Origin of the sequence: Arthrobacter sp. CAN_A6 (assembly GCF_015751715.1) — a bacterium.
Taxonomy (GTDB): Bacteria; Actinomycetota; Actinomycetes; order Actinomycetales; family Micrococcaceae; genus Arthrobacter_D.
Genome location: NZ_JADOUV010000008.1, coordinates 108,732 through 130,022 on the forward strand (window position 1 = coordinate 108,732; position 21,291 = coordinate 130,022).

A 21,291-nucleotide genomic window follows, 5' to 3' on the forward strand; every position below is an offset into this window, starting at 1 on the left:
CTAGGCGAGAGTGACCAGCTCCAGGTAGTCCTCGTTCCAGAGGTCCTCCACGCCGTCCGGCAGCAGGACCACGCGTTCGGGATTGAGCGCGTCCACGGCCCCCTCGTCGTGGCTGACCATGACCACCGCACCGGAGTAGTTCCGCAGTGCGCCGAGGATCTCCGCGCGGCTCGCCGGGTCCAGGTTGTTGGTGGGTTCGTCGAGCAGCAGGACATTGGCCGACGACGCCACGATCGTCGCGAGCGCCAGGCGGGTCTTCTCGCCGCCGGACAGCACGCCGGCCGGCTTGTCGACGTCGTCACCCGAGAACAGGAACGAGCCGAGAATGCCGCGCACTTCGGCGTCCTGCATGTCCGGCGCGGATGACTTCATGTTCTGCAGGACCGTGCGTTCGGTATCGAGCGTTTCATGCTCCTGCGCGTAGTACCCGACCTTGAGCCCGTGCCCGGGGATGACCCGGCCGGTGTCCGGCGCGTCCACTCCTGCGAGCATCCTCAGCAGGGTCGTCTTGCCGGCGCCGTTGAGACCCAGGATGACCACCTTCGATCCGCGGTCGATGGCGAGGTCGACGTCGGTGAAGATCTCGAGCGAGCCGTAGGACTTGCTCAGTCCCTCGGCCGTCATCGGTGTCTTGCCGCACGGCGAAGGATCAGGGAACCGCAATGCCGCCACGCGGTCGTTCGCACGTACTGCGTCAAGGCCTCCGAGCAGTCGCTCCGCGCGCTTGGCCATGTTCTGCGCCGCAACGGCCTTCGTGGCCTTCGCCCGCATCTTGTTCGCCTGGTCCATCAGGACCTGGGCCTTCTTCTCCGCGTTGGCCCGCTCACGCTTCCGAGCGCGCTCATCGGTCTCGCGCTGCTGCTGGTAGCGCTTCCAGCCCATATTGTAGATGTCGATCGTGGCACGGTTCGCATCGAGCTGGAACACCTTGTTCACCGTCGCCTCGAGCAGCTCGACATCGTGGCTGATCACGATCAGGCCGCCCTGATGGTTCTTCAGGAACTCCCGCAGCCAGGTGATGGAGTCGGCGTCCAGGTGGTTGGTGGGCTCATCGAGCAGCATCGTCTCCGCCCCCGAATAGAGGATCCTCGCGAGTTCCACGCGCCGCCGCTGACCGCCCGAGAGCGTCTTGAGCGGCTGGTTCAGGATGCGCTCGGGCAAAGCCAGGTTCGAGGAGATCGCCGCAGCTTCGGCTTCGGCCGCATAGCCACCGCCGGCCAGGAAAGCCGATTCGATGCGGTCGTAACGGGACATGGCCTTGTCCCGGACGGATGCGACATCGCTGGCCATGTCCTCCTGCGCCTGCCGGAGCTCTGTCACCACGGTGTCGAGGTTGCGCGCCGACAGGATGCGGTCACGGGCAAGCTGGTCCATATCGGGCGTCCGGGGATCCTGGGGAAGATAGCCGATCTCCCCGGACCGCGTCACCGTCCCTCCCGCGGGGAGTGATTCCCCCGCGAGGACACGTGTCATGGTGGTCTTGCCGGCGCCGTTGCGCCCCACAAGCCCGATCTTGTCCCCGCGGTCGACCCGGAAGGACACCGACTCCATCAGCAGCCGGGCTCCGGCACGCAGCTCCAAGTTCGATACGTTGATCAAATCCATGACCTTTCGGTGTTGCCGCACAGGGCAAATGTTGTGGGAACCCTACAAAGGATTCCGGGAAATTCGGCGCTATCGTCGGACGGAGACGGGATCTATTGGAGATGCCCTACAGTCACTCGGCGGTTCGCCGGTATTCCTAAGGAAGATTCACCATGCACCCCACCCGACAAACGGTCGTCGGGCCGGCTGGGAAGTCCAGCTGGCGTTCACGAAAACGGTGGACCTCCACCGATCTGTCACTGATCGCAGTCTTCGCTGCGCTCATTGCCGCCTTGGCAATCCTACCCGGTATACCGATCGGTTCGCTCGGGGTGCCCATCACGCTCCAGACTCTGGGGGTTATGCTCGCCGGGCTCGTGCTCGGACCGACCCGCGGTTTCGCGGCGGTGGGGCTGTACCTGGTTGCCGGGCTCGCCGGACTGCCGGTGTTCAGCGGGTTCCGCAGCGGCTTCGGGGTACTCGCCGGGCCATCTGCGGGTTACCTCATCGCCTTCCCCTTCGCGGCGCTCCTCGCGGGATTCCTTGCTGTCCTGATCCTCCGCCGGGCCGCACGGTTCCGGTGGTTCGGCCTGTTCCTCGCCGGCCTGACGGCGAGCCTTCTCACAGTCCATTCCCTCGGTATTGCAGGGCTTGTCATCAACGGCGGGCTCGATATGAAGGCCGCCGTGCTGGCGGACGCGGTTTTCCTCCCCGGCGACATCGTCAAGAACGTCCTGGCAGCGGGCATCGCACTGTCGGTCCACCGGGCGTTCCCCAGGCTGCTCGGTGCGGCGCGCCCTCCTGCGACCGTTGCGTCCTCCTGAACCGGCACAACGAAGTTCGAACCATGGCGGAGCTCACCGCATGACCGGTGCAGCCAAATCACCGGATTCCTCCCATGATCGAGGTCAGCGCATGATCGAGGTCCACGCATGATCGACTTCGACAGGGTGGCTGTTCGCGTTGATGCCGACGCCGGCGCCATGAGGGGCACCGACGGGCAACGCACCCTCCTGCAGGACCTCACCCTGTCACTGCCCGAACGGCGGATCGCTATCATCGGCGCCAACGGGTCCGGAAAATCGACCCTGCTCAAGCTGATCAACGGGCTCGTCCTACCGTCGTCGGGCTCGGTGACCAGCGCCGGATTGGATACCCGGCAGCGCGGCCGCGACGTGCGGCGCCGGGTCGGATTCATCTTCACCGATCCGTTGTCCCAGCTCGTCATGCCCACCGGCCGCGAGGATGTGGAACTGTCCCTGCGAAGCCGCATCAAGCGTCCGGAGGAACGGAGGTCCGCAGCGCAGGCGGTATTGGAACGGTTCGGGATCGCCGACCTCGCGGACCGCAGCATCTACGACCTCTCCGGTGGTGAACGGCAATTGCTCGCCATCGCCGTCGTCGCGGCCGTGGAACCCCTGATCCTCGTCGCGGACGAACCCACCACCTTGTTGGATCTCCGCAACGAGCACCGGATCCGCGACACCCTGCGGGACGTGGCCGCCCAACTCATTTTCACCACGCACAACCTCTCTTTCGCCCTTGACAGCGACCGGTGCCTGGTAATCGACAGTGGACGCATCGCTTTCGACGGCCCACCAGTCGACGCCGTCGCCTTCTACCGGAGCCTGTGCGCCGCATGAGGGGGCACGGAAACCTCCTTGGGCTCTACGTTCCCGGGCGCTCGGTCCTGCACAGCACTTCCCTGTGGCTCAAGGTCCTTCTGTCCCTCGCGCTGAGCGTAGTGGTGCTCGCCGCCGGGGTGCCCGGAGTGACGGCTGCCGGGCTCGTCGTGTCGGTGCTGGGGCTCACGGCGGGAGCGCGTACCTCGGCCGTGCAGTTGTTTCGGACCGTGCTGCCGCTCTCGCCTGTTCTCGGCGTTCTGATGACCTACCACGGCTTCGCCAACGGCCTCGTTCCCGCGTTCGTGACCACGGGGAACATCCTCGTATGCGTTCTGGCAGCACGCGCGCTGACGCTCACTACGCCGGGCCAGGAACTGCTCGACGGCGTGGTGTTCGTGTCCCGCCCGGTGAAGGCGGTGGGAGGAGACCCGGAGCGGTTCGGCCTGGCGCTGGCCATTCTGATGCGCAGCATCCCGTATCTGGCCGGTTCGCTGCTCGATGCTCGGGACGCCGCTCGCGCCCGCGGACTGGAGCGCAGCGTGCGGGCCTCGGTGGTCCCTGTGGTGATTTCCGCTGTGGCGTATGCGCACCGTACAGGAGAGGCCCTCGCCGCCCGTGGGCTCGGCGAGCACGACCACCCCTCGGCGTCGGACTCGCCGGTTCACCCGGCGCGAGACTAGTGGGCCCCGGCGCGGGCCCTGCTGACCCTCATGGGTCGGGACGCCGGCGACAACGACCAGACCTTCGAGAATGCCACCGGGGCCGGCGCGCCACCACACTCGTGGCCGACGATCGAGAAGGTCGTTGACGTGGCCCACAAGACCGTGTTCTCCGTGACCACGGGAATCCTGGCCGACCGAGTGATCCGGCCGGTGCTCGTTTCCACCCGCGGGCGCGAGAGCCACTGATTCCCCCTACGCGGTTCCGCGGAGCCGGGGGGCGTTCCCTGGCGCGCCAGCACCTCCTCGCCGGGCGGACGTCGTGGGGAACATTCCGGAACCGGCTAAGCGGTTGTCGCGCGGCGAGGAACAGCCGGCAGGCGGTGGAGTGTCCCGGCAGGCAGGCCGGGACACTCCGGGGCCTGAAGCCCGGGTCTAGAGCCCGGCAGCGGCCGGCACGGCGGCTTCCTTGACCGGGAAAGCCGGTGGGTGGACGCCGGCCATCTCCTCCATGACCCGCACCACCTGGCAGCTGTAGCCGAACTCGTTGTCGTACCAGACATAGAGCACGAGGAACGTTCCGTCCGCGATCGTCGCCAGGCCGTCAACGATCCCGGCGCGGCGCGAGCCGACGAAGTCCGTCGACACGACCTCCGGCGAGTCGATGTAGTCGATCTGCTTGCGCAGGTCCGAATGGAGCGACATTCCGCGCAGGTAGGCGTTGACCTCGTCCTTCGTCGTTCCCTCGCGCAGCGTGAGGTTCAGGATCGCGATGGAAACATCCGGCGTCGGGACGCGGATGGAGCTTCCGGTCAGCTTGCCTTCGAGTTCGGGCAGTGCCTTCGCGACCGCCTTCGCTGCCCCCGTCTCGGTCAGCACCATGTTCAGTGCGGCCGAGCGGCCGCGGCGGTCCCCGCGGTGGAAATTGTCGATGAGGTTCTGGTCATTGGTGAACGAATGCACCGTCTCCACGTGTCCATGCACCACGCCGAAGCGGTCATTGAGGGCCTTCAGCACGGGTGTGATGGCGTTCGTCGTGCAGGAGGCCGCGGTGACGATGGTGTCCGCCTCGGTGATCGTGCCGTGGTTGATCCCGTGGACGATGTTCTTCAGCGCGCCCTTGCCCGGTGCCGTCAGGAGGACCTTCGCCACGCCCTTGCTGCGAAGGTGCTGGGACAGGCCGTCGGCATCCCGCCAGCGGCCCGTGTTGTCCACCACGAGGGCATCGGAGATCCCGTAGGAGGTGTAGTCGATGGTTGCGGGATCATCCGAGTAGATGAACTGGATGCGGACACCGTTCGCTGTGATGGTCTCCGCGTGCTCGTCCACCTGGATGGTCCCCTCGAAGGAGCCGTGGACCGAGTCCCTGCGGAGAAGGCTCGCACGTTTCGCGAGGTCGTTGTCGGAGCCTCGCCGGACCACCACCGCCCGGAGCCGCAGCCCGTGCCCGCCGCCTGCTTTCTCGATCAGCAGCCGGGCAATGAGGCGCCCGATCCGGCCGAACCCATAGAGGACGACGTCGGTGCTCGTCCTTTCGTCACGCCCTCCCTTCCCCACGATCTCGGCAAGTTCCTCACGGACGAATTCCTCGAGGGTGCGGCCACCACCTTCGAGGTCGAACTTCAGGCGCAGCCGGGCGATATCGATCGCAGCGGCACCCAGGTCGAGACCGGTGAGGATCCTGAGCAGGGGTGCGGTATCTTCCAGCCGCAGTTCCTCAGTGCTGAGGCGCCGGGCGAAGCGGTGCGCCTTCAGGATGTTCATCGTCGACTTGTTGATCAGGCTACGGCCGTGGATGCTGGTCACCACGTTGTTGTTCCGGTACAGGTGGCCGATCAGCGGAATCATGGCCTCGGCCAGTGCCTCGCGGCTCATCCAGGTTTCGAGACTCTTGCTCGGATTGTGCTGCGTCAACTGCATCCCTCACTGCGCCGGGTTCTCCGGTGCTGGTTCCTCCAACCCGATGTGCGCCGGGACAGCGTCAGGCATCGTCGGCTGGTCGTTTACTTGAGCCTATCCCGAACCTGCACCCTGACGCGTCCGGAGGGCCCTGTGGCGGCTTCCGAAGAAGCCGCCACAGGGACGAGCGGACACCCTGTAAGGGGACCTCCACTTGTGGGACTAGATATTGAAACCGAGGGCGCGCATCTGGTCGCGACCATCCTCGGTGATCTTCTCGGGACCCCATGGGGGCATCCAGACCCAATTCAGCCGCCAGTCGTCGACGACGCCGTCGAGCGCCTGGCCCACCTGCTCCTCGAGGACATCCGTGAGGGGGCATGCGGCGGTGGTGAGCGTCATGTCGATCAGGAGGGCGCCGTCGTCGGCATACTTCAGGCCGTACAGCAGGCCCAGGTCAACGATGTTGACGCCGAGCTCGGGGTCGATGACGTCGCGGAGTGCCTCTTCGACGTCGTCCAGCGCGGTCTGCGCTGCTTGCACATCAGTCATGGTGTTCCTTTCGTCGAAGCAGGGGTGGCTCAGGCCTGGACTGCAGCCGTCTCGGAGGGCGTGAAACGATCGTAGCCCTCTTCCTCGAGCCGGTCAGCAAGTTCTGCGCCGCCCTGCTCGGCGATCCGGCCGTCCACGAAGACGTGGACGTGGTCGGGCTTGATGTAGCGGAGGATCCGGGTGTAGTGGGTGATGAGCAGCGTGCCCATCGCGCCCTTCGAGTGCTCGCGGTTGACGCCCTCGGACACGACCTTGAGCGCGTCGACGTCGAGGCCGGAGTCGGTCTCGTCGAGGATGGCGAACTTCGGGTGGAAGAGCTCGAGCTGCAGGATCTCGACGCGCTTCTTCTCGCCGCCGGAGAAGCCCTCGTTGACATTGCGCTGCGCGAAGTCCGCGTCGATGCGCAGCTGTCCCATGGCCGCCTTGACGTCCTTGGTCCAGTGGCGGAGGCTCGGGGCCTCGCCGTCGAGCGCGGTCTTGGCCGTGCGGAGGAAGTTGGTCATCGTGACCCCGGGAACCTCCACGGGGTACTGCATGGCGAGGAAGAGTCCGGCGCGAGCCCGCTCGTCGACGCTCATGGTGAGGACATCCTCGCCGTCGAGCGTGATCGAACCGCTGTTCACTGTGTAACGGGGGTGGCCCGCGATGGTGGAGGCCAGCGTGGACTTGCCGGAACCGTTGGGGCCCATGATGGCGTGGATCTCGCCGGTGTTGATGGTCAGGCTGACGCCTTTGAGGATGGGCTTGCTGCCCTGCTCGGTGTCGATGCTGACGTGCAGGTCCTTGATTTCAAGGGTGGACATTGTGTGTATCTCCTTTGCCCTGGTATTCAGGGCGTCGTCTGGGGATGGTGCCGCGGCGGGCGGCTAGCCAAGCTGGGGTACGGGCGCTCCGTTGGTGACGGTACTGACGTCCACGTAGACGTTGCCTTCGTGGATCGCCAGGGCGAAAACGGGCACCGGGTCGTAGGCCGGGAGTTGCAGCGGCGCTCCGCTGCGGAGGTCGAACTGCGATCCGTGCCCCCAGCACTCGATGGCACAGCCTTCGACGTCCCCCTCGGCGAGCGAGATGTCGGCGTGCGAGCAGGTGTCGCCCAGGGCATGGACCTCACCGTCGGAATCACGGACGACGACGACGGGGTAGTCGTCGATCAGCACGCGCAGCGCCTGTTTCACCCCGATGTCGTCGACGCTGCAGATCAATTCACCCGCAGGTTCAGCCGATAAGGGCTCGGTCATCACAGGTTTCCTGCTGCGAGTTCCTGCTCGACCGCCTCGGAAAGGCGTTCCTCGAGTGTGGGGACCCCGATCTGCTGGATGACCTCGTTCAGGAAACCGCGGACCACGAGTCGGCGCGCGGTCCGCTCGGGAATGCCGCGGGCCATCAGGTAGAACAGGTGCTCGTCGTCGAACCGGCCGGTGGCGCTGGCATGGCCTGCGCCCTCGATGAGCCCGGTCTCGATCTCGAGGTTGGGCACCGAATCGGACCGCGCGCCGTCGGTCAGCAGCAGGTTGCGGTTCGTTTCGTAGGTGTCGGTGCCCTCGGCGGCCTTGCGGATCAGGACGTCGCCTACCCATACGGTGTGCGCGTCCTTGCCCTGCAGTGCCCCCTTGTAGGTGACGCGTGACTTGCAGTTGGGCACGGCATGGTCCACCAGCAGGCGCTGCTCGAGGTGCTGGCCGGCGTCGGCGAAGTACAGGCCGTACATCTCGACCTCGGCGCCCGGACCAGTGAAGACCGACGACGGCGTGAGCCTCACGAGGTCCCCGCCCAGCGTGACCACCACGTGCTTGTAGCGCGCGTTGCGGCCGATTTTCGCCTGTTGCGACGAGACGTGGACGGCGTCGTCGTCCCACTGCTGGACGCTCACCACGGTGAGCTCGGCGCCGTCCTCGACGTTGATCTCCACATTCTGGGCGAGCGTGGCCTTACCGTGGTGATCGAGCACCACGACGGCCTTCGAGAACCTGCTGGCGTGGATGACGAGGTGCTGGGCTGCCGCGGTGCTGTCGTTCCCTGACACATCGACCAGCACTTCGCTGTCGGCGATGGTTTCGGCAGGGATGGTGATCACTGTGGCAGTGGCGACGGCGGCCCAGGCCGCCGCGGCGACACGGTCCTCCGGGATGGCTGCGGAGCCGATCCGGGAATCGGTGCGCTCCACGGTCTCGGTGCGCACGTTGGACGCTCCGGTGACCGCCACTGTCGGCGCGGTGCCGGTCAGCGGATCGGTGTGGAGGCCTCGGAGGCGCTTCAGGGGTGTGAAGCGCCAGTCCTCCTCCTGGCCTGTCAGCGGCGCGAAGTCGGCGAGGTCGTAGGACTTCAGCCGCTCGCCCCTCGAGGCCTCGGGAATCACCGGGGCGTTACCGTGGCTGTGCTTGTTGAGGCCGAGCTGCTCGGTCCCGGTATTCAGCTCCGAAAGGCTTTCGCCCTCTTCGCTGAAGCCCTCGATCGCCGTCGGGTTGAGCGTTATTTCGTCTACGTTGGTGGTTTCAGCCATTACTAGCCTACTGCCCCTTCCATCTGGAGTTCGATCAGCCGGTTGAGCTCGAGCGCGTATTCCATGGGCAGTTCGCGGGCGATGGGCTCGATGAACCCGCGCACGATCATGGCCATGGCCTCGTCTTCCGGCATTCCACGGGACATGAGGTAGAAGAGCTGTTCCTCGCTCACCCTCGAGACCGTGGCCTCATGGCCCATGGTGACGTCATCCTCACGGATGTCGACGTAGGGGTAGGTGTCCGAGCGGGAAATCGTGTCCACGAGGAGCGCATCACAGCGCACCGTGTTGGCCGAGTGGGTCGCGCCCTCCCGGACCTGGACGAGTCCGCGGTAGGCGGCCCGGCCGCCGCCGCGTGCTACGGACTTGGAGATGATGGAGGACTTCGTGTTCGGCGCGATGTGGACCATCTTCGAACCGGTGTCCTGGTGCTGGCCTTCGCCGGCGAAGGCGATGGACAGCGTCTCGCCCTTCGCATGCTCGCCGACCAGGTAGACGGCCGGGTACTTCATGGTCACCTTGGAGCCGATGTTGCCGTCGATCCACTCCATGGTGGCGCCCTCGTGTGCGATCGCACGCTTCGTCACCAGGTTGTACACGTTGTTCGACCAGTTCTGGATGGTGGTGTAGCGGACACGGGCGCCCTTCTTGACCACGATTTCGACGACGGCCGAGTGCAGCGAGTCCGAGGTGTAGATCGGCGCGGTGCAGCCCTCGATGTAGTGGACGTAGGAGTCCTCGTCCGCGATGATCAGCGTGCGCTCGAACTGGCCCATGTTCTCCGTGTTGATGCGGAAGTAGGCCTGCAGCGGGATCTCGACGTGGACGCCCTTGGGTACGTACACGAAAGAGCCGCCCGACCACACGGCGGTGTTCAGCGACGCGAACTTGTTGTCGCCGACCGGGATGATGGTGCCGAAGTACTCCTGGAAGATCTCCGGGTGCTCACGCAGTGCCGTATCGGTGTCGAGGAACAGGACACCCTGGCGCTCGAGGTCCTCGCGGAGCTGGTGGTACACCACTTCCGACTCGTACTGGGCCGCCACACCGGAGACGAGCCGGGCACGCTCCGCCTCGGGGATACCGAGCTTCTCGTACGTGTTGCGGATGTCCTCGGGAAGATCCTCCCAGGTGTTCGCCTGCTTCTCCGTGGAGCGTACGAAGTACTTGATGTTGTCGAAGTCGATACCCGACAGGTCCGCGCCCCAGGAGGGCATCGGCTTGCGGTCGAAGTACTTGAGGCCCTTGAGGCGGAGATCAAGCATCCACTGCGGCTCGTTCTTCTTCGCCGAGATGTCGCGGACGACCTCCTCGCTCAGGCCACGCCGCGCGTTGGCGCTGACGTCGTTCTTGTCGGCCCAGCCGTACTGGTAGGTGCCGATGCCCTCGAGCTCCGGGTTCTTCTCGAGAATGTCGGAGATCACTGACTCCGGTACTGCTACCGGCGTCGTAAGCTTCTGGTCTACTTGATCCGTCATCACGGCCTTCCTTGCTGATGGATGGATAACGTTGCTTGTCCTGATGGAAAATCTGGCTCGGCTTCGGCGGAAACCGCCGCGGGGCGAACCCTGCCGACCGGTATGTGGGTGGTGCAGACGTGCCCGCCGCGCGCGAGCGTCGAGAGTCGGCGCACGTCCACGCCGAGCAACCGAGAGAACACTTCGGTCTCCTGGTCGCAGAATGCGGGGAACTCGGCGGCGAGTTCCTGGATGGGGCAGTGCCCCTGGCACAACTGCACGCTCAGCATCGAGGTCCGCCCGGCGCTGCCACCGACCGTCTTGGTGGAACTGGCGAAACCATCGGCACTGAGGGCGCCGGCAAGGGCCAGGGCGCGGTCTTCGAGGGACGGACCCGCGGCCTCGACCAGCGGCGCGTACCGTTCCTCCATTCCGGCGAACCGGCTGCGCGCGAACTCCCGGACGGCGTCGGGGCCCGCAAGGGTGCCGAGCTGAGCGAGTGCGGCTTTCGCAATATCGAGGTAGTCGTTGCCGAGCTTGCTCTGCCCCCGCTGGCTGAGGACGTAGCGCCGCGCCGGGCGTCCGGCCCCGCTGGCCGAGGATTTTGCACGCTTGACCTCGATCAGGCCGTGCTGGAAGAGCGCGTCGAGGTGCCTGCGCATGGCGGCCGGCGTGAAGCCGAGGGTGTCGCCGAGTTCGGCGGCGGACACGGGGCCGTGCTCGAGGACGGCGGAGAGCACGCGGTCGCGGGTGCGCTCGTCCGGCTCGGCAGCTGTCTCGTGGGTACCGGGCCGGGAACCGAAAACGCTATCCTCGCCAGTGCTGGGTCCGGAGGTGTGCGGCGCCACAGTCATGGGCAAATACCTCCTCCGGGCAGTTAACAGGCGATAGAATACACAACACAATCATGACCTAATGTATTCCTGTTGTCGCGGGTGCCACCACTTAGGCGAGGCTATCCATCCACGACAGACCGCCTCCTACTACCTGGCGTAGAATCAGAGGGTGCCACACTCCGCCGCCTCGCTCTCCATCGAAGGCCTCGTCAAGGATTTCGGGCCGGTTTCCTCCCTCGACGGCCGGATGGTCCGGGTGCTCGACGGCGTCCGCCTTTCAGCGCAGCCGGGTCAGGTCACGGCACTCCTCGGCGCCAACGGCGCAGGCAAGACGACGACGCTCGAGTGTGCCCAGGGCCTGCAGCGCCCGGACGCGGGGAAGGTCCTGCTCCTCGGCGAGGACCCGTACCGGGCACGCCCCGATCTCCGGGCGCGCGTCGGGGTCATGCTCCAGGAGGGCGGGCTGCCGCCGTCGGTCAAGCCGATGGCCCTGTTGAAGCATGTGGCGTCCCTGTATTCAGCGCCACTCGAGATCAATGCGCTCGCCGAACGCCTCGGTATCGCCGACTTCGGCGCGGCAAGCATCCGTGGACTCTCCGGAGGGCAGAAGCAGCGGCTCGCCCTCGCCTGCGCCCTGGTCGGCCAGCCCGAGGTCCTGTTCCTCGACGAGCCGAGCGCCGGGCTGGATCCGCAGTCCCGCACCATCGTCTTCGAGCTCATTCAGGAACTCCGGGCCGCGGGCCTGGCGATCATCCTCACCACCCACCTGCTCGACGACGCGCAGAAACTCGCCGACTACGTCTACATCATCGAAGCCGGAAGAACCGTTGCGGAGGGCACCGTCGCTGAGCTGACGGCCGTCGAGGGCGCCGACGACCTGCGCGAACTCCGGTTCGAGACAGTACCTGGCCTCAGCCTGCCTCCGGAGCGGCTGGCGCATCTCTCCTGCGCCGAACCGGAGCCGGGCCGGTATGTCCTCAGCGGGCACATTGTCCCCGAGGACATCTCGCAGCTGGCGCGGTGGTGGTCGGCCAGCGGCGTCATGCCCACCACCATCTCCATGGCGCCGCGCTCACTCGAAGAGGTCTTCCTCGATATCTCGGGCAGGAGCATCCGATGAGCACCGCCACCCCCCTGGTATCCCGGGTCCTCCGTCACGGTGGCTACGAAGCGGCAGCGATGCTGCGCAACGGCGAGCAACTGGTGCTCGCCATCGTGCTCCCGCTGCTCGCCCTCGCCGGGCTGGTCCTCACACCGTTGCTCGACGGCTACGCCGCCAGCCGCATCGACATCGCCGCGCCCGGGGTGCTGGCACTCTGCACCATGTCCACGGCCTTCACAGGACAGGGAATCGCCACCGGCTTCGACCGCCGCTACGGCGTACTGCGGTTCCTATCCACGACTCCCCTCGGCAAATCAGGGCTGATTTTCGGGAAGGCGTGCGCCGTCGTCGTGGTGCTGGCCGTCCAGCTGGTGGTCATCGGCGGCGCGGCGCTGCTGATGGGATGGCGGCCCGACGTCGCCGGCCTGGTGCCGGCCGCCCTGCTGCTGGCCCTCGGGTCAGCGGCGTTCACTGCTCTGGGGCTCCTCGTGGCCGGCACGCTGCGTCCCGAGGCGACCCTCGCCGTCACCAACCTGGTCTGGATCCTGCTCGCCGCCGCGGGCGGGATCATCCTTCCGGCGGCCCAGCTTCCCGCGGTCGCCGCGCCGATCGTCGGCCTGCTGCCGTCCGCCGCACTCGGCGACGGGCTCCGCAGCGCCCTGGTCGAGGGACAGTTCAACCTGCTGTCCTGCGTTCTCCTCCTCGCCTGGGCCGCCGCGGCGAGCCTGGCCGCAGTCCGATGGTTCAAATGGAGCTAGCTACATGACATCCCCCGCTTTCCGGTCCCTTTCGTCGAGGCTTCCCCGTTCGACCACACCCCTGGTCCGCCGGCTCGCCATCGCCTCGCTCGCGTCGCAGATCGTCATCGTCGTGACGGGCGGCGCGGTGCGCCTGACGGCGTCCGGCCTCGGCTGCCCCGAATGGCCGCGCTGCACACCCGACTCGATCGTCAGCACCCCCGAGATGGGCATCCATGGAGTCATCGAGTTCGGCAACCGGCTGCTGACCTTCGTCCTGGTGCTGATCGCCGTCGCCATGCTCGTGTCGCTCTGGAACCTGCGGAAGGAGCGCCGGGACCTGTTCCGCCTTGCGGTGGCGCTGTTCGCCGGCATTCCCGTGCAGGCCGTCATCGGGGGCATCACCGTCTGGACGGGGCTCAATCCGTGGATCGTCGGCTGGCACTTCCTGGTGTCGATGGCACTCGTCGTCCTGGCCACCGTGCTGGTCAACCGCTCCCGGCTGACCACTGCGGACAGCGCGGTGCGGCTACCGCAGGCGGCGCCGCGGTCGATGCAGCACCTGCTCCGGGCGATCGCCATCCTCACCGGTATCACCGTGGTGCTGGGTGTCATCGTCACCGGCTCGGGTCCCCATGCGGGCGACCACGGCGCGGCACGCAACAACCTGGACCCCGAACTCATGACGAAGCTGCACGCCGCCCCCGTGTACCTGCTGGTGCTCGCCGTCGTCGTCGTCGTCGTCCTTGCCCTGCGGTGGGCCGTGGCGCCGCGACTCCGCCGGGCGCTCCTCCTGCTCGCGGTAGTGGTGCTGGCACAGGGAGCCATCGGCTATGCACAGCACTTCCTGAACCTGCCGGTGGCCCTCGTCGCGCTGCACATGCTGGGCGCCTCGTTGCTCACCGCCGCCGCCGCGCATGCCGTCTACGTGGGCGTCACGCGCCAGCCCGAGCCGGGGACGGCGCGACGGACCCGGGAACCGGCGCAGCAGCGCCGCTGATCGGGCACCGCTGGGGACGTAAGTCTGAGCCTCAGCCCCCGCGTCCCCGGGTTTACGTCCCCAGCGTTGCCTCGACGACGTCGAGCAGCCTGCCCAACTCGCGCTGTTCGCTTCCCGGCGCGGGAAGCAGCGGACGCCTCGGGTCGCCCGCGTTGATGCCGCATACCTTGGCCAGCAGGTGGAGGCCGCTGATCTTGCGCAGGTCGACCACGTGCTGGATGAGCGGCAGCAGCACCTTCCGGCAGACTTGGGCCTGTTCGGCTTCCCCGGCCACGATGGCGTTCCGCAGCATCGAGTAGTACATCGGCAGCAACGCGCCGGGGCCGGTGTGCCAGGCGTCCGCGGCAATCGAGCCGGAGACCATCAGGAGGTCCCCGCTCAACCCGTGGCTCACCGGCCGGGACGTCAGGGAGCGAAGCCTCGCGTAGCGCGCCTCGAAGGTTTCGGCGTCGGGGGCGGTGTCCTTGAATGCCACCACGTTCTGCAGGTCGAGGAGCTCCGCCACGAGGTCGAGCCCGTAGTCGAACTGCGTGGTGCCCGGGTTGTTGTACAGGCAGATCGGCAGGCCGGTCTCGGCGCTGACCGCCCGTGTCTGCGCAAGGACCTCCTCATTGGTGAGGGGAACATAGGACACCGGGGACAGCACCAGGCCTGCCGCGCCGGCCTGCGCGGCGTCGACGGCGGCGTCGAGAACTTCCCGCGTCCCCACCGAGCTGATACCCACCACCACGGGCACGGCGCCCTCGGCTGCCTCGATGGCGGTCCTTGCGACACGGGTGCGCTCAGCGGTGCTGAGGTAGGCGAAGCTTCCCGATGAACCGAGGACAGCGACGGCGTCGACGCCGGCGCGTACGAGTCCTGCGACCATCCCGCCGAGTTCCGGGTAGTTGATTTCGCCGTCGGGAGTGAACGGGGTGATCGGATAGGCGATGAGGCCGGTGAAGTCCATAGGCCCATGCTAGGCCCCGCGGCGCACCAGGAAGCGGGGCAGCCCTGGACTAGAGGACGGGTCCGCCCACGAAAGGGTCGACGGCAAGCGCGAGGAAGAGGACGGTCAGATAGCTGATCGAGCCGTGGAAGACCTTCATGGCGGCCTTGGTGCTCAGCTCGCCACGCTGCGCCTGCGAGTACAGGCGGTGGGATTCACGGAGGAACCAGGCACCGGCTCCGACGGCGGCACAGGAGTAGACCCAGCCGGCACCCGCAGGAAGCAGAAGGAGGGAGCACGCCACCATGGCCCAGGCATAGAGGACCACCTGGACCGAGACGGTACGTGCTCCGGCGATGGCCCCGAGCATGGGAACGTTGGCGGCCCTGTAGTCGTCGCTGTATTTCATGGACAGCGGCCAGTAGTGCGGCGGCGTCCACAGGAAGATGATGAGGAACAGCACCACGGCCGGCCACTCGACGGCATTGGTGACGGCGGCCCAGGCGATCAGGACCGGCATGCAGCCGGCGGCACCTCCCCAGACGATGTTCTGGGCGGTGCGCCGCTTGAGCACCAGCGTGTAGACGACCACGTACAGGAAGATGGCGGCGACGCCCAGGGCACCAGCGAGGGGATTGGCGCCGAACCAGAGGATGGCGATCGCCAGGACGCCCAGTGCCCAGGAGAAGACCAGCGCTTCACGGGGAGTCACTTCGCCGGTGACCAACGGGCGGTTCTCCGTGCGTTGCATGATTTTGTCGATGTCGCGGTCGATGTAGCAGTTGAAGGCGCCTGCGCTACCGGCGGCGAAGGCCCCGCCCACCAGCGTCGCGAGGATCAGTCCGAGCGGCGGGAACCCGCCCTGGGCGAAGATCATGGTGGGAAGCGTGGTCACCAGCAGGAGCTCGATCACGCGCGGCTTGGTCAGCGCGAGATAAGCCCTGGCTTTGCGTCCGAAGCCCGGGCGGGCCTGCTGAGGACGTGCCGGTGCAGGAACCTGCTGGGTCTTCACGAGGCAACACTTTCGTTTCTTCCGGAGTAAAAGACATGCCCATCATACCCTTTTACAGCCTGTAGAAATCGGTGAGGCTGGGCTAGTGGGAATAGTCCGCCGTCCCGAACGCCGAAAACGGGCAGCGGTTGTGATGAACAACATGTTACGGACCGGGCGCCGCATTGGATTGCGGAAAGGATAGGGTGGATCGCAAAGCCCGCTTGGCATCGCCGTACCGGATGCCGGGATGTGCTTGTAGCATGCAGAATTCGACGGCGAACGGCCAGCTGGCCAGGGTGCTTCTCGGCGCCCCGGGCCAGAGCATTCGGCGCCCGAGGCGCTGGCCGTTCCGGACAGAGAGGGGCCCGGAAACGTGCCACAGACGCAAGAGCAGGAACTGAACTGGACGAAACTGGACGACCGCGCGGTGGACACGGTGCGCGTCCTTGCGGCAGATGCAGTGGAGAAGGTGGGGAACGGGCACCCCGGAACGGCGATGAGCCTCGCCCCCGCCGCGTATCTCCTGTTCCAGAAGCTGATGCGGCATGACCCGTCGGATCCCGAGTGGACGGGTCGCGACCGCTTCGTCCTCTCCCCCGGACACACGTCGCTCACCCTTTACATCCAGCTGTACCTGTCCGGCTACGGTCTCGAGCTCCCCGACCTGCAGGCACTGCGTACCTGGGGCTCGCTGACGCCGGGGCACCCCGAATACCGTCACACCAAGGGCGTGGAGATCACCACCGGTCCCCTGGGCCAGGGCCTGGCGACGTCGGTCGGGTTCGCCTATGGCCAGCGCCGCCAGCGCGGCATGTTCGACGCAGAGGCCCCGGAGGGCACCAGCCCGTTCGATCACACCATCTGGGTCATCGCCTCCGACGGCGACCTCCAGGAGGGCGTCACCGCCGAAGCGTCCTCGCTTGCCGGCCACCAGGAACTCGGCAACCTCGTGGTCCTGTACGACGAGAACCACATCTCCATCGAGGATGACACCGACGTCTCCTTCAGCGAGGACGTCCTCAAGCGGTACGAAGCCTATGGCTGGCACGTGCAGCGCGTGGACTGGACGCGGACCGGCGAATATGTCGAGGACATCGCGGAGCTGTACGGCGCGCTGGTCGCAGCGAAGAACGAGACGTCGAAACCCTCCATCGTCTCCCTCCGGACCATCATCGGCTGGCCCTCGCCCACCAAGCAGAACACCGGCAAGATCCATGGCTCCGCCCTCGGCAAGGACGAGGTCGCGGCGCTCAAGGAGACGCTCGGCTTCGACCCCGGAAAGCATTTCGACGTCGACCCGGAGGTGCTGGCCCACGCCCGCGGCGTCGTCGACCGCGGCGCGGCCGCACATGATGAGTGGAACTCGGCCTTCACGACCTGGAGCGAGGCGCACCCCGAGGAGACCGCACTGCTGGAGCGCATCCGAACGCGCACCCTGCCGGACGGCTGGGAAGCGAGCCTTCCGGTGTTCGAGCCCGGTAAGGACATGTCCACCCGTGCGGCTTCGGGCAAGGTCCTGACCGCCATCGGTCCGGTGCTTCCCGAGCTGTGGGGAGGATCCGCCGACCTCGCCGAGTCGAACAACACCACGATCGAGGGTTCGCCGTCCTTCATCCCCGAAAGCCGTCAGACCGACGCCTGGTCGGGCAACCCCTACGGCAGGGTGCTGCACTTCGGCATCCGCGAGCATGCGGCTGCCGCGATCGTCAACGGCATCGTGATGCACAGCAGCACGCGGGCCTTCTCCGGCACGTTCCTCATCTTCAGTGACTACCAGCGACCCGCCGTGCGCCTCGGCGCACTGATGGGAGTCCCGGCCATCTACGTCTGGACGCATGACTCGATCGGTCTCGGCGAGGACGGGCCGACCCACCAGCCGGTGGAGCAGCTGTCATCGCTGCGGACCATTCCGGGGCTCGACGTCGTCCGCCCGGGTGACGCCAATGAGGTGGCCGTCGCCTGGCGCACCATCCTCGAGAACACCGAGAACCCGGCGGGCATCGTGCTGACCCGGCAGAACATCCCCACCTACGAGCGTGGCACCGGCGCTGCCTCCGGCGATACTTTCGGGTCCGCCGACGGTGTGGCCCGCGGCGCGTACGTCCTGGCCGAGGCGAAGAGCGGAACCCCCGAGGTGATCCTGCTGGGCACGGGCTCGGAGGTCCAGCTCGCAGTTCAGGCACGCGAGGCCCTCGAGGCCGACGGAATCTCGGCGCGCGTGGTGTCGGTGCCGTGCCTCGAGTGGTTCAACGCGCAGGACCAGGACTACCGCGAAAGCGTCCTGCCCCGCTCGGTTCGGGCACGGGTCTCGGTCGAGGCAGGAGTGGCGCAGAGCTGGCACGGACTGGTCGGCGACGCCGGGCGGATCGTCTCCCTCGAGCATTTCGGGGCCTCCGCCGACTACAAGACGCTGTTCCGCGAATTCGGGATCACCGCAGAGGCAGTCGTCGCGGCAGCGAAGGAATCCCTCGGCGCCGCCTCCTCCGCTCACCTCGCACCGAACGGCACACCTGCTCTGGGGTCGGGCGCCCAGTCCACCGAGACCGGCGACCAGCAGTAGCACCCCCTTTCGACTCAACCCTTTCGGCACGTCTTTCCCGCGGAAGCGGAACAAAGGAGAACATCATGACTTCGACACCAACGGCGGACCTCTCGGCAGCCGGCGTCTCCATCTGGCTCGACGACCTGTCGCGGGAACGCATCAACTCGGGCGCCTTCAAACGGCTCATCGAGGAACTCGACGTGGTGGGCGTGACCACCAACCCCAGCATCTTCGCTGCTGCGCTGAAGAAGGGCGAGTCCTATGCCACGCAGGTCGGCGCGCTCGCGGAAGCCGGTGCGTCCATCGACCAGGCCGTCTTCGACATCACCACCCACGACGTCGCCCAGGCCTGCGATATCTTCGCGGAGCAGGCGAAGAAGAGCGACGGTGCTGACGGTAGGGTCTCCATCGAGGTGGACCCGAGGCTCTCCCGCGACACCGAAGGCACCATCGCCGAAGCGAAACGGCTCCACGCGAAGGTCCAGCGCACCAATGTGCTCATCAAGATCCCGGCAACCGTCGAGGGCCTCGAAGCCATCGCCGCTACCCTCGCAGCGGGCATCAGCGTCAACGTGACCCTGATCTTCTCGCTCGAGCGCTACCGCGCCGTCATCAACGCCTTCCTGCTCGGCCTGGAGCAGGCGAAGGAGAATGGCCACGACCTCTCGAAGATCCAGTCCGTGGCCTCCTTCTTCGTCTCGCGCGTCGACGCCGAGATCGACGCGCGTCTCGATGCCCTGGGCACCGAGGAAGCGACCGCGCTCAAGGGCAAGGCCGGCCTCGCGAATGCGCGACTGGCCTACCAGGTCTACGAGGAGCAGTTCGCAACCGAACGCTGGCAGGTCCTCGCGGCGGCCGGCGCGCACCCGCAGCGCCCGCTGTGGGCGTCGACCGGTGTCAAGGATCCGAACCTTCCCGACACCCTGTACGTCACGGGCCTCGTTGCTGCCAACGTCGTGAATACCATGCCGGAAAAGACGCTCGAGGCCACAGCCGACCACGGCGTCATCGAGGGCGACACCGTCACCGGCACCTACCAGGAGTCCACCGACATCCTGAACCGGCTCGACGCGCTGGGCATCTCCTACACCGAGGTCGTGGAGCTGCTCGAAACCGAGGGACTCGACAAGTTCGTAGCCAGCTGGTCGGAGCTCCTCGAGACCGTCCAGACCGCCCTCGACTCCGCGAAGGGCTGACCGGACGATGGGATCCTTCGCTCTCGTTGCCTCCGGTGCAGCCCGGCAGGCCATCGATGCCGCCCTGCCCGCCCTCATCGAGGACCGGGTGGCATCACGGCTCATGGCCAAGGACTCCACGCTGTGGGGTCCGGACGCCGAAGCCGAGGCGTCGGTCCGCCTCGGCTGGATCGACCTGTTCGACGAGTCGCGGTCATTGATCCCCGCCATCCTCGGCTTGCGGAAGGACCTTGCGTCCGAGGGGGTGGACCGCATCGTCCTGTGTGGGATGGGAGGGTCGTCACTTGCCCCGGAGGTCATCACCCGGGCCGACGGCGTGGATCTCGTGGTGCTCGACTCCACGGACCCGGACCAGGTCCGCACCGCCGTGGAGGAGGGCCTCGACAGGACCGCGATCGTCGTATCGTCGAAGTCCGGCTCCACCGTGGAGACGGACTCCCAACGGCGGATCTTCGAAAAGGCCTTCACCGACGCCGGAATCGATGCGAAGTCGCGCATCATCATCGTCACCGACCCGGGCTCGCCGCTCGACGGGTCCGCGCGTGCTGCCGGATACCGGCAGGTGTTCAACGCGAACCCGCACGTGGGCGGCCGCTATTCGGCGCTCACAGCCTTCGGCCTGGTGCCATCGGGCCTTGCCGGTGCCGATATCGAGGAACTGATCAACGACGCCGAGGAGATCTCGGAGTTCCTGTCGGAGGACGGGGACGACAACGTCGGCCTGCGCCTCGGAGCCGTCCTCGGCGGTACCACTCCCCTGCGGGACAAGATCGTCTTCGCCGACGCCGGCTCGGGACTGCCGGGCTTCGGCGACTGGGCTGAGCAGCTCATCGCCGAGTCCACCGGCAAGCTCGGTACGGGGCTGCTGCCTGTGGTGGCGTCGCTCGACGCACCCGAGGTCACGGAGGTGGCCGACGACGTCGTCCCCGTGCTGCTCTCAGCGGTCGATGCCGCCCCAGGCGATGAGGTCGTCGACGGCACGCGTGCCGTCGTCAGCGGCACACTCGGCAGCCAGCTCTTCGTCTGGGAGTACGCCGTCGCCGTCGCCGGCCGGTTGCTCGGGATCAATCCCTTCGACCAGCCCGACGTCGAGGCCGCGAAGAACGCGGCCCGGGGCCTCCTCGACGCGCAGCCCGAACCCACCCCGGCCGCCTTCGTCGACGGCGCCATCGAGGTGCGCGGGGATGCATCCCTCCTGGGGGGTTCGAGCACAGTCGGTGACGCCGTGCAGTCGCTGCTCACCGAGCTCGGTGCGGATGGTTACCTGTCGGTCCAGGCCTACCTCGATCGGCACGCGCAGGCGTCCCTCGAGGAAGTGCGGACTCCGCTGGCCACCCTCACGGGCCGGCCCGTCACGTTCGGCTGGGCACCGCGTTTCCTCCATTCGACGGGGCAGTTCCACAAGGGTGGACCGGCATCGGGCGTGTACCTGCAGATCACCGGAGCGGCGTCGTCGGACCTTGGAATTCCCGACCTGCCCTTCACATTCGGACAGCTGATCGCAGCGCAGGCCGCAGGCGACGCCCAGGTCCTCGCCGACCACGGCCGGCCGGTCCTCCGCCTGCATCTGGCAGACCGAGCCGCGGGGTTGGTGCAGCTCTCCAGCGTCATCGACAGCCTCGCGGGGGTCCAAGCGGACGCCGGAGTCACCCGGCCCGACACCTCCGGGAACAGGTAGTC

Annotated in this window: 20 protein-coding genes; 10 read left to right on the forward strand and 10 right to left on the reverse strand. The window is 67.0% G+C overall.

Annotated features, from left to right (window positions below):
- Entirely contained in the window at nucleotides 1–1,599 is a 1,599-nt protein-coding gene (locus IWX75_RS13735) for an ABC-F family ATP-binding cassette domain-containing protein (protein WP_196822917.1), read from the reverse strand.
- Nucleotides 1,600–1,757: 158 nt separating this feature from the next.
- Here IWX75_RS13735 and IWX75_RS13740 point away from each other — a divergent pair, with 158 nt between their 5' ends.
- The 4 genes from IWX75_RS13740 to IWX75_RS13755 all read left to right on the forward strand — a co-directional run bounded on the left by IWX75_RS13740 (nucleotide 1,758) and on the right by IWX75_RS13755 (nucleotide 4,117).
- On the forward strand, nucleotides 1,758–2,408 hold the full coding sequence (locus IWX75_RS13740; RefSeq protein WP_196822809.1) for a biotin transporter BioY: 651 nt from the start codon (nucleotides 1,758–1,760) through the stop codon (nucleotides 2,406–2,408).
- Nucleotides 2,409–2,516: 108 nt separating this feature from the next.
- Nucleotides 2,517–3,227 carry an energy-coupling factor ABC transporter ATP-binding protein gene (locus IWX75_RS13745; protein WP_196822810.1) on the forward strand — a complete coding sequence of 237 codons (711 nt, stop codon included), beginning with the start codon at nucleotides 2,517–2,519 and terminating at the stop codon, nucleotides 3,225–3,227.
- Nucleotides 3,224–3,889, forward strand: a complete 666-nt coding sequence (locus IWX75_RS13750; RefSeq protein WP_196822811.1) for an energy-coupling factor transporter transmembrane component T family protein — start codon at nucleotides 3,224–3,226, stop codon at nucleotides 3,887–3,889. Before IWX75_RS13745 ends, IWX75_RS13750 begins: the two co-directional genes overlap by 4 nt.
- A 30-nt stretch (nucleotides 3,890–3,919) precedes the next feature.
- A complete protein-coding gene (locus IWX75_RS13755; protein ID WP_196822812.1) occupies nucleotides 3,920–4,117 on the forward strand; it encodes a hypothetical protein in 198 nt (65 codons plus the stop codon).
- Nucleotides 4,118–4,303: 186 nt separating this feature from the next.
- Here the strand turns inward: IWX75_RS13755 and IWX75_RS13760 are convergent, their stop codons facing one another.
- From IWX75_RS13760 to IWX75_RS13790, 7 genes are all read right to left on the reverse strand, one after another.
- Nucleotides 4,304–5,782 carry a glyceraldehyde-3-phosphate dehydrogenase gene (locus IWX75_RS13760; protein ID WP_334684351.1) on the reverse strand — a complete coding sequence of 493 codons (1,479 nt, stop codon included), beginning with the start codon at nucleotides 5,780–5,782 and terminating at the stop codon, nucleotides 4,304–4,306.
- Between the two features lie 207 nt (nucleotides 5,783–5,989).
- On the reverse strand, nucleotides 5,990–6,319 hold the full coding sequence (locus IWX75_RS13765) for a metal-sulfur cluster assembly factor (protein ID WP_196822814.1): 330 nt from the start codon (nucleotides 6,317–6,319) through the stop codon (nucleotides 5,990–5,992).
- 29 nt (nucleotides 6,320–6,348) lie between these two features.
- Nucleotides 6,349–7,122 (reverse strand): Fe-S cluster assembly ATPase SufC, encoded by a 774-nt coding sequence (gene sufC / locus IWX75_RS13770; RefSeq protein WP_196822815.1) that lies wholly within the window; start codon nucleotides 7,120–7,122, stop codon nucleotides 6,349–6,351.
- 63 nt (nucleotides 7,123–7,185) lie between these two features.
- Nucleotides 7,186–7,557 (reverse strand): non-heme iron oxygenase ferredoxin subunit, encoded by a 372-nt coding sequence (locus tag IWX75_RS13775; protein WP_196822816.1) that lies wholly within the window; start codon nucleotides 7,555–7,557, stop codon nucleotides 7,186–7,188.
- Nucleotides 7,557–8,819, reverse strand: coding sequence for a Fe-S cluster assembly protein SufD (gene sufD, locus IWX75_RS13780; protein WP_196822817.1), 1,263 nt, complete (start codon nucleotides 8,817–8,819; stop codon nucleotides 7,557–7,559). The genes IWX75_RS13775 and sufD overlap by 1 nt, the downstream gene beginning before the upstream one ends.
- A gap of 2 nt (nucleotides 8,820–8,821) precedes the next feature.
- Complete coding sequence (gene sufB, locus IWX75_RS13785) at nucleotides 8,822–10,297, reverse strand: Fe-S cluster assembly protein SufB (RefSeq protein ID WP_334683832.1); 1,476 nt, start codon at nucleotides 10,295–10,297, stop codon at nucleotides 8,822–8,824.
- Nucleotides 10,297–11,130, reverse strand: coding sequence for a helix-turn-helix transcriptional regulator (locus tag IWX75_RS13790; protein WP_196822818.1), 834 nt, complete (start codon nucleotides 11,128–11,130; stop codon nucleotides 10,297–10,299). The genes sufB and IWX75_RS13790 overlap by 1 nt, the downstream gene beginning before the upstream one ends.
- 151 nt (nucleotides 11,131–11,281) lie before the next feature.
- Between IWX75_RS13790 and IWX75_RS13795 the strand changes: the two genes are divergently transcribed.
- The 3 genes from IWX75_RS13795 to IWX75_RS13805 are packed head-to-tail and all read left to right on the forward strand — an operon-like array spanning nucleotide 11,282 to nucleotide 13,951.
- Nucleotides 11,282–12,232 (forward strand): ABC transporter ATP-binding protein, encoded by a 951-nt coding sequence (locus IWX75_RS13795; protein ID WP_442858986.1) that lies wholly within the window; start codon nucleotides 11,282–11,284, stop codon nucleotides 12,230–12,232.
- Nucleotides 12,229–12,972, forward strand: coding sequence for an ABC transporter permease (locus IWX75_RS13800; protein WP_196822819.1), 744 nt, complete (start codon nucleotides 12,229–12,231; stop codon nucleotides 12,970–12,972). Before IWX75_RS13795 ends, IWX75_RS13800 begins: the two co-directional genes overlap by 4 nt.
- A gap of 4 nt (nucleotides 12,973–12,976) precedes the next feature.
- Complete coding sequence (locus tag IWX75_RS13805) at nucleotides 12,977–13,951, forward strand: COX15/CtaA family protein (RefSeq protein ID WP_196822820.1); 975 nt, start codon at nucleotides 12,977–12,979, stop codon at nucleotides 13,949–13,951.
- 52 nt (nucleotides 13,952–14,003) lie between these two features.
- On the opposite strand, the gene IWX75_RS13810 is transcribed toward IWX75_RS13805, so the two are convergent.
- Together IWX75_RS13810 and IWX75_RS13815 are read right to left on the reverse strand one after the other, a co-directional pair.
- Entirely contained in the window at nucleotides 14,004–14,900 is an 897-nt protein-coding gene (locus tag IWX75_RS13810; RefSeq protein ID WP_196822821.1) for a dihydrodipicolinate synthase family protein, read from the reverse strand.
- Nucleotides 14,901–14,949: 49 nt separating this feature from the next.
- Nucleotides 14,950–15,891, reverse strand: a complete 942-nt coding sequence (locus tag IWX75_RS13815; RefSeq protein WP_196822822.1) for a heme o synthase — start codon at nucleotides 15,889–15,891, stop codon at nucleotides 14,950–14,952.
- A gap of 355 nt (nucleotides 15,892–16,246) precedes the next feature.
- Between IWX75_RS13815 and tkt the strand changes: the two genes are divergently transcribed.
- The 3 genes from tkt to IWX75_RS13830 all read left to right on the forward strand — a co-directional run bounded on the left by tkt (nucleotide 16,247) and on the right by IWX75_RS13830 (nucleotide 21,289).
- Nucleotides 16,247–18,433: a transketolase gene (tkt, locus tag IWX75_RS13820; RefSeq protein ID WP_196822823.1), complete on the forward strand. Its 2,187-nt coding sequence runs from the start codon at nucleotides 16,247–16,249 to the stop codon at nucleotides 18,431–18,433.
- A gap of 65 nt (nucleotides 18,434–18,498) precedes the next feature.
- Nucleotides 18,499–19,611 (forward strand): transaldolase, encoded by a 1,113-nt coding sequence (gene tal, locus IWX75_RS13825; RefSeq protein WP_196822824.1) that lies wholly within the window; start codon nucleotides 18,499–18,501, stop codon nucleotides 19,609–19,611.
- Nucleotides 19,612–19,618: 7 nt separating this feature from the next.
- On the forward strand, nucleotides 19,619–21,289 hold the full coding sequence (locus IWX75_RS13830; RefSeq protein WP_196822825.1) for a glucose-6-phosphate isomerase: 1,671 nt from the start codon (nucleotides 19,619–19,621) through the stop codon (nucleotides 21,287–21,289).
- Nucleotides 21,290–21,291 lie beyond the last annotated feature (2 nt).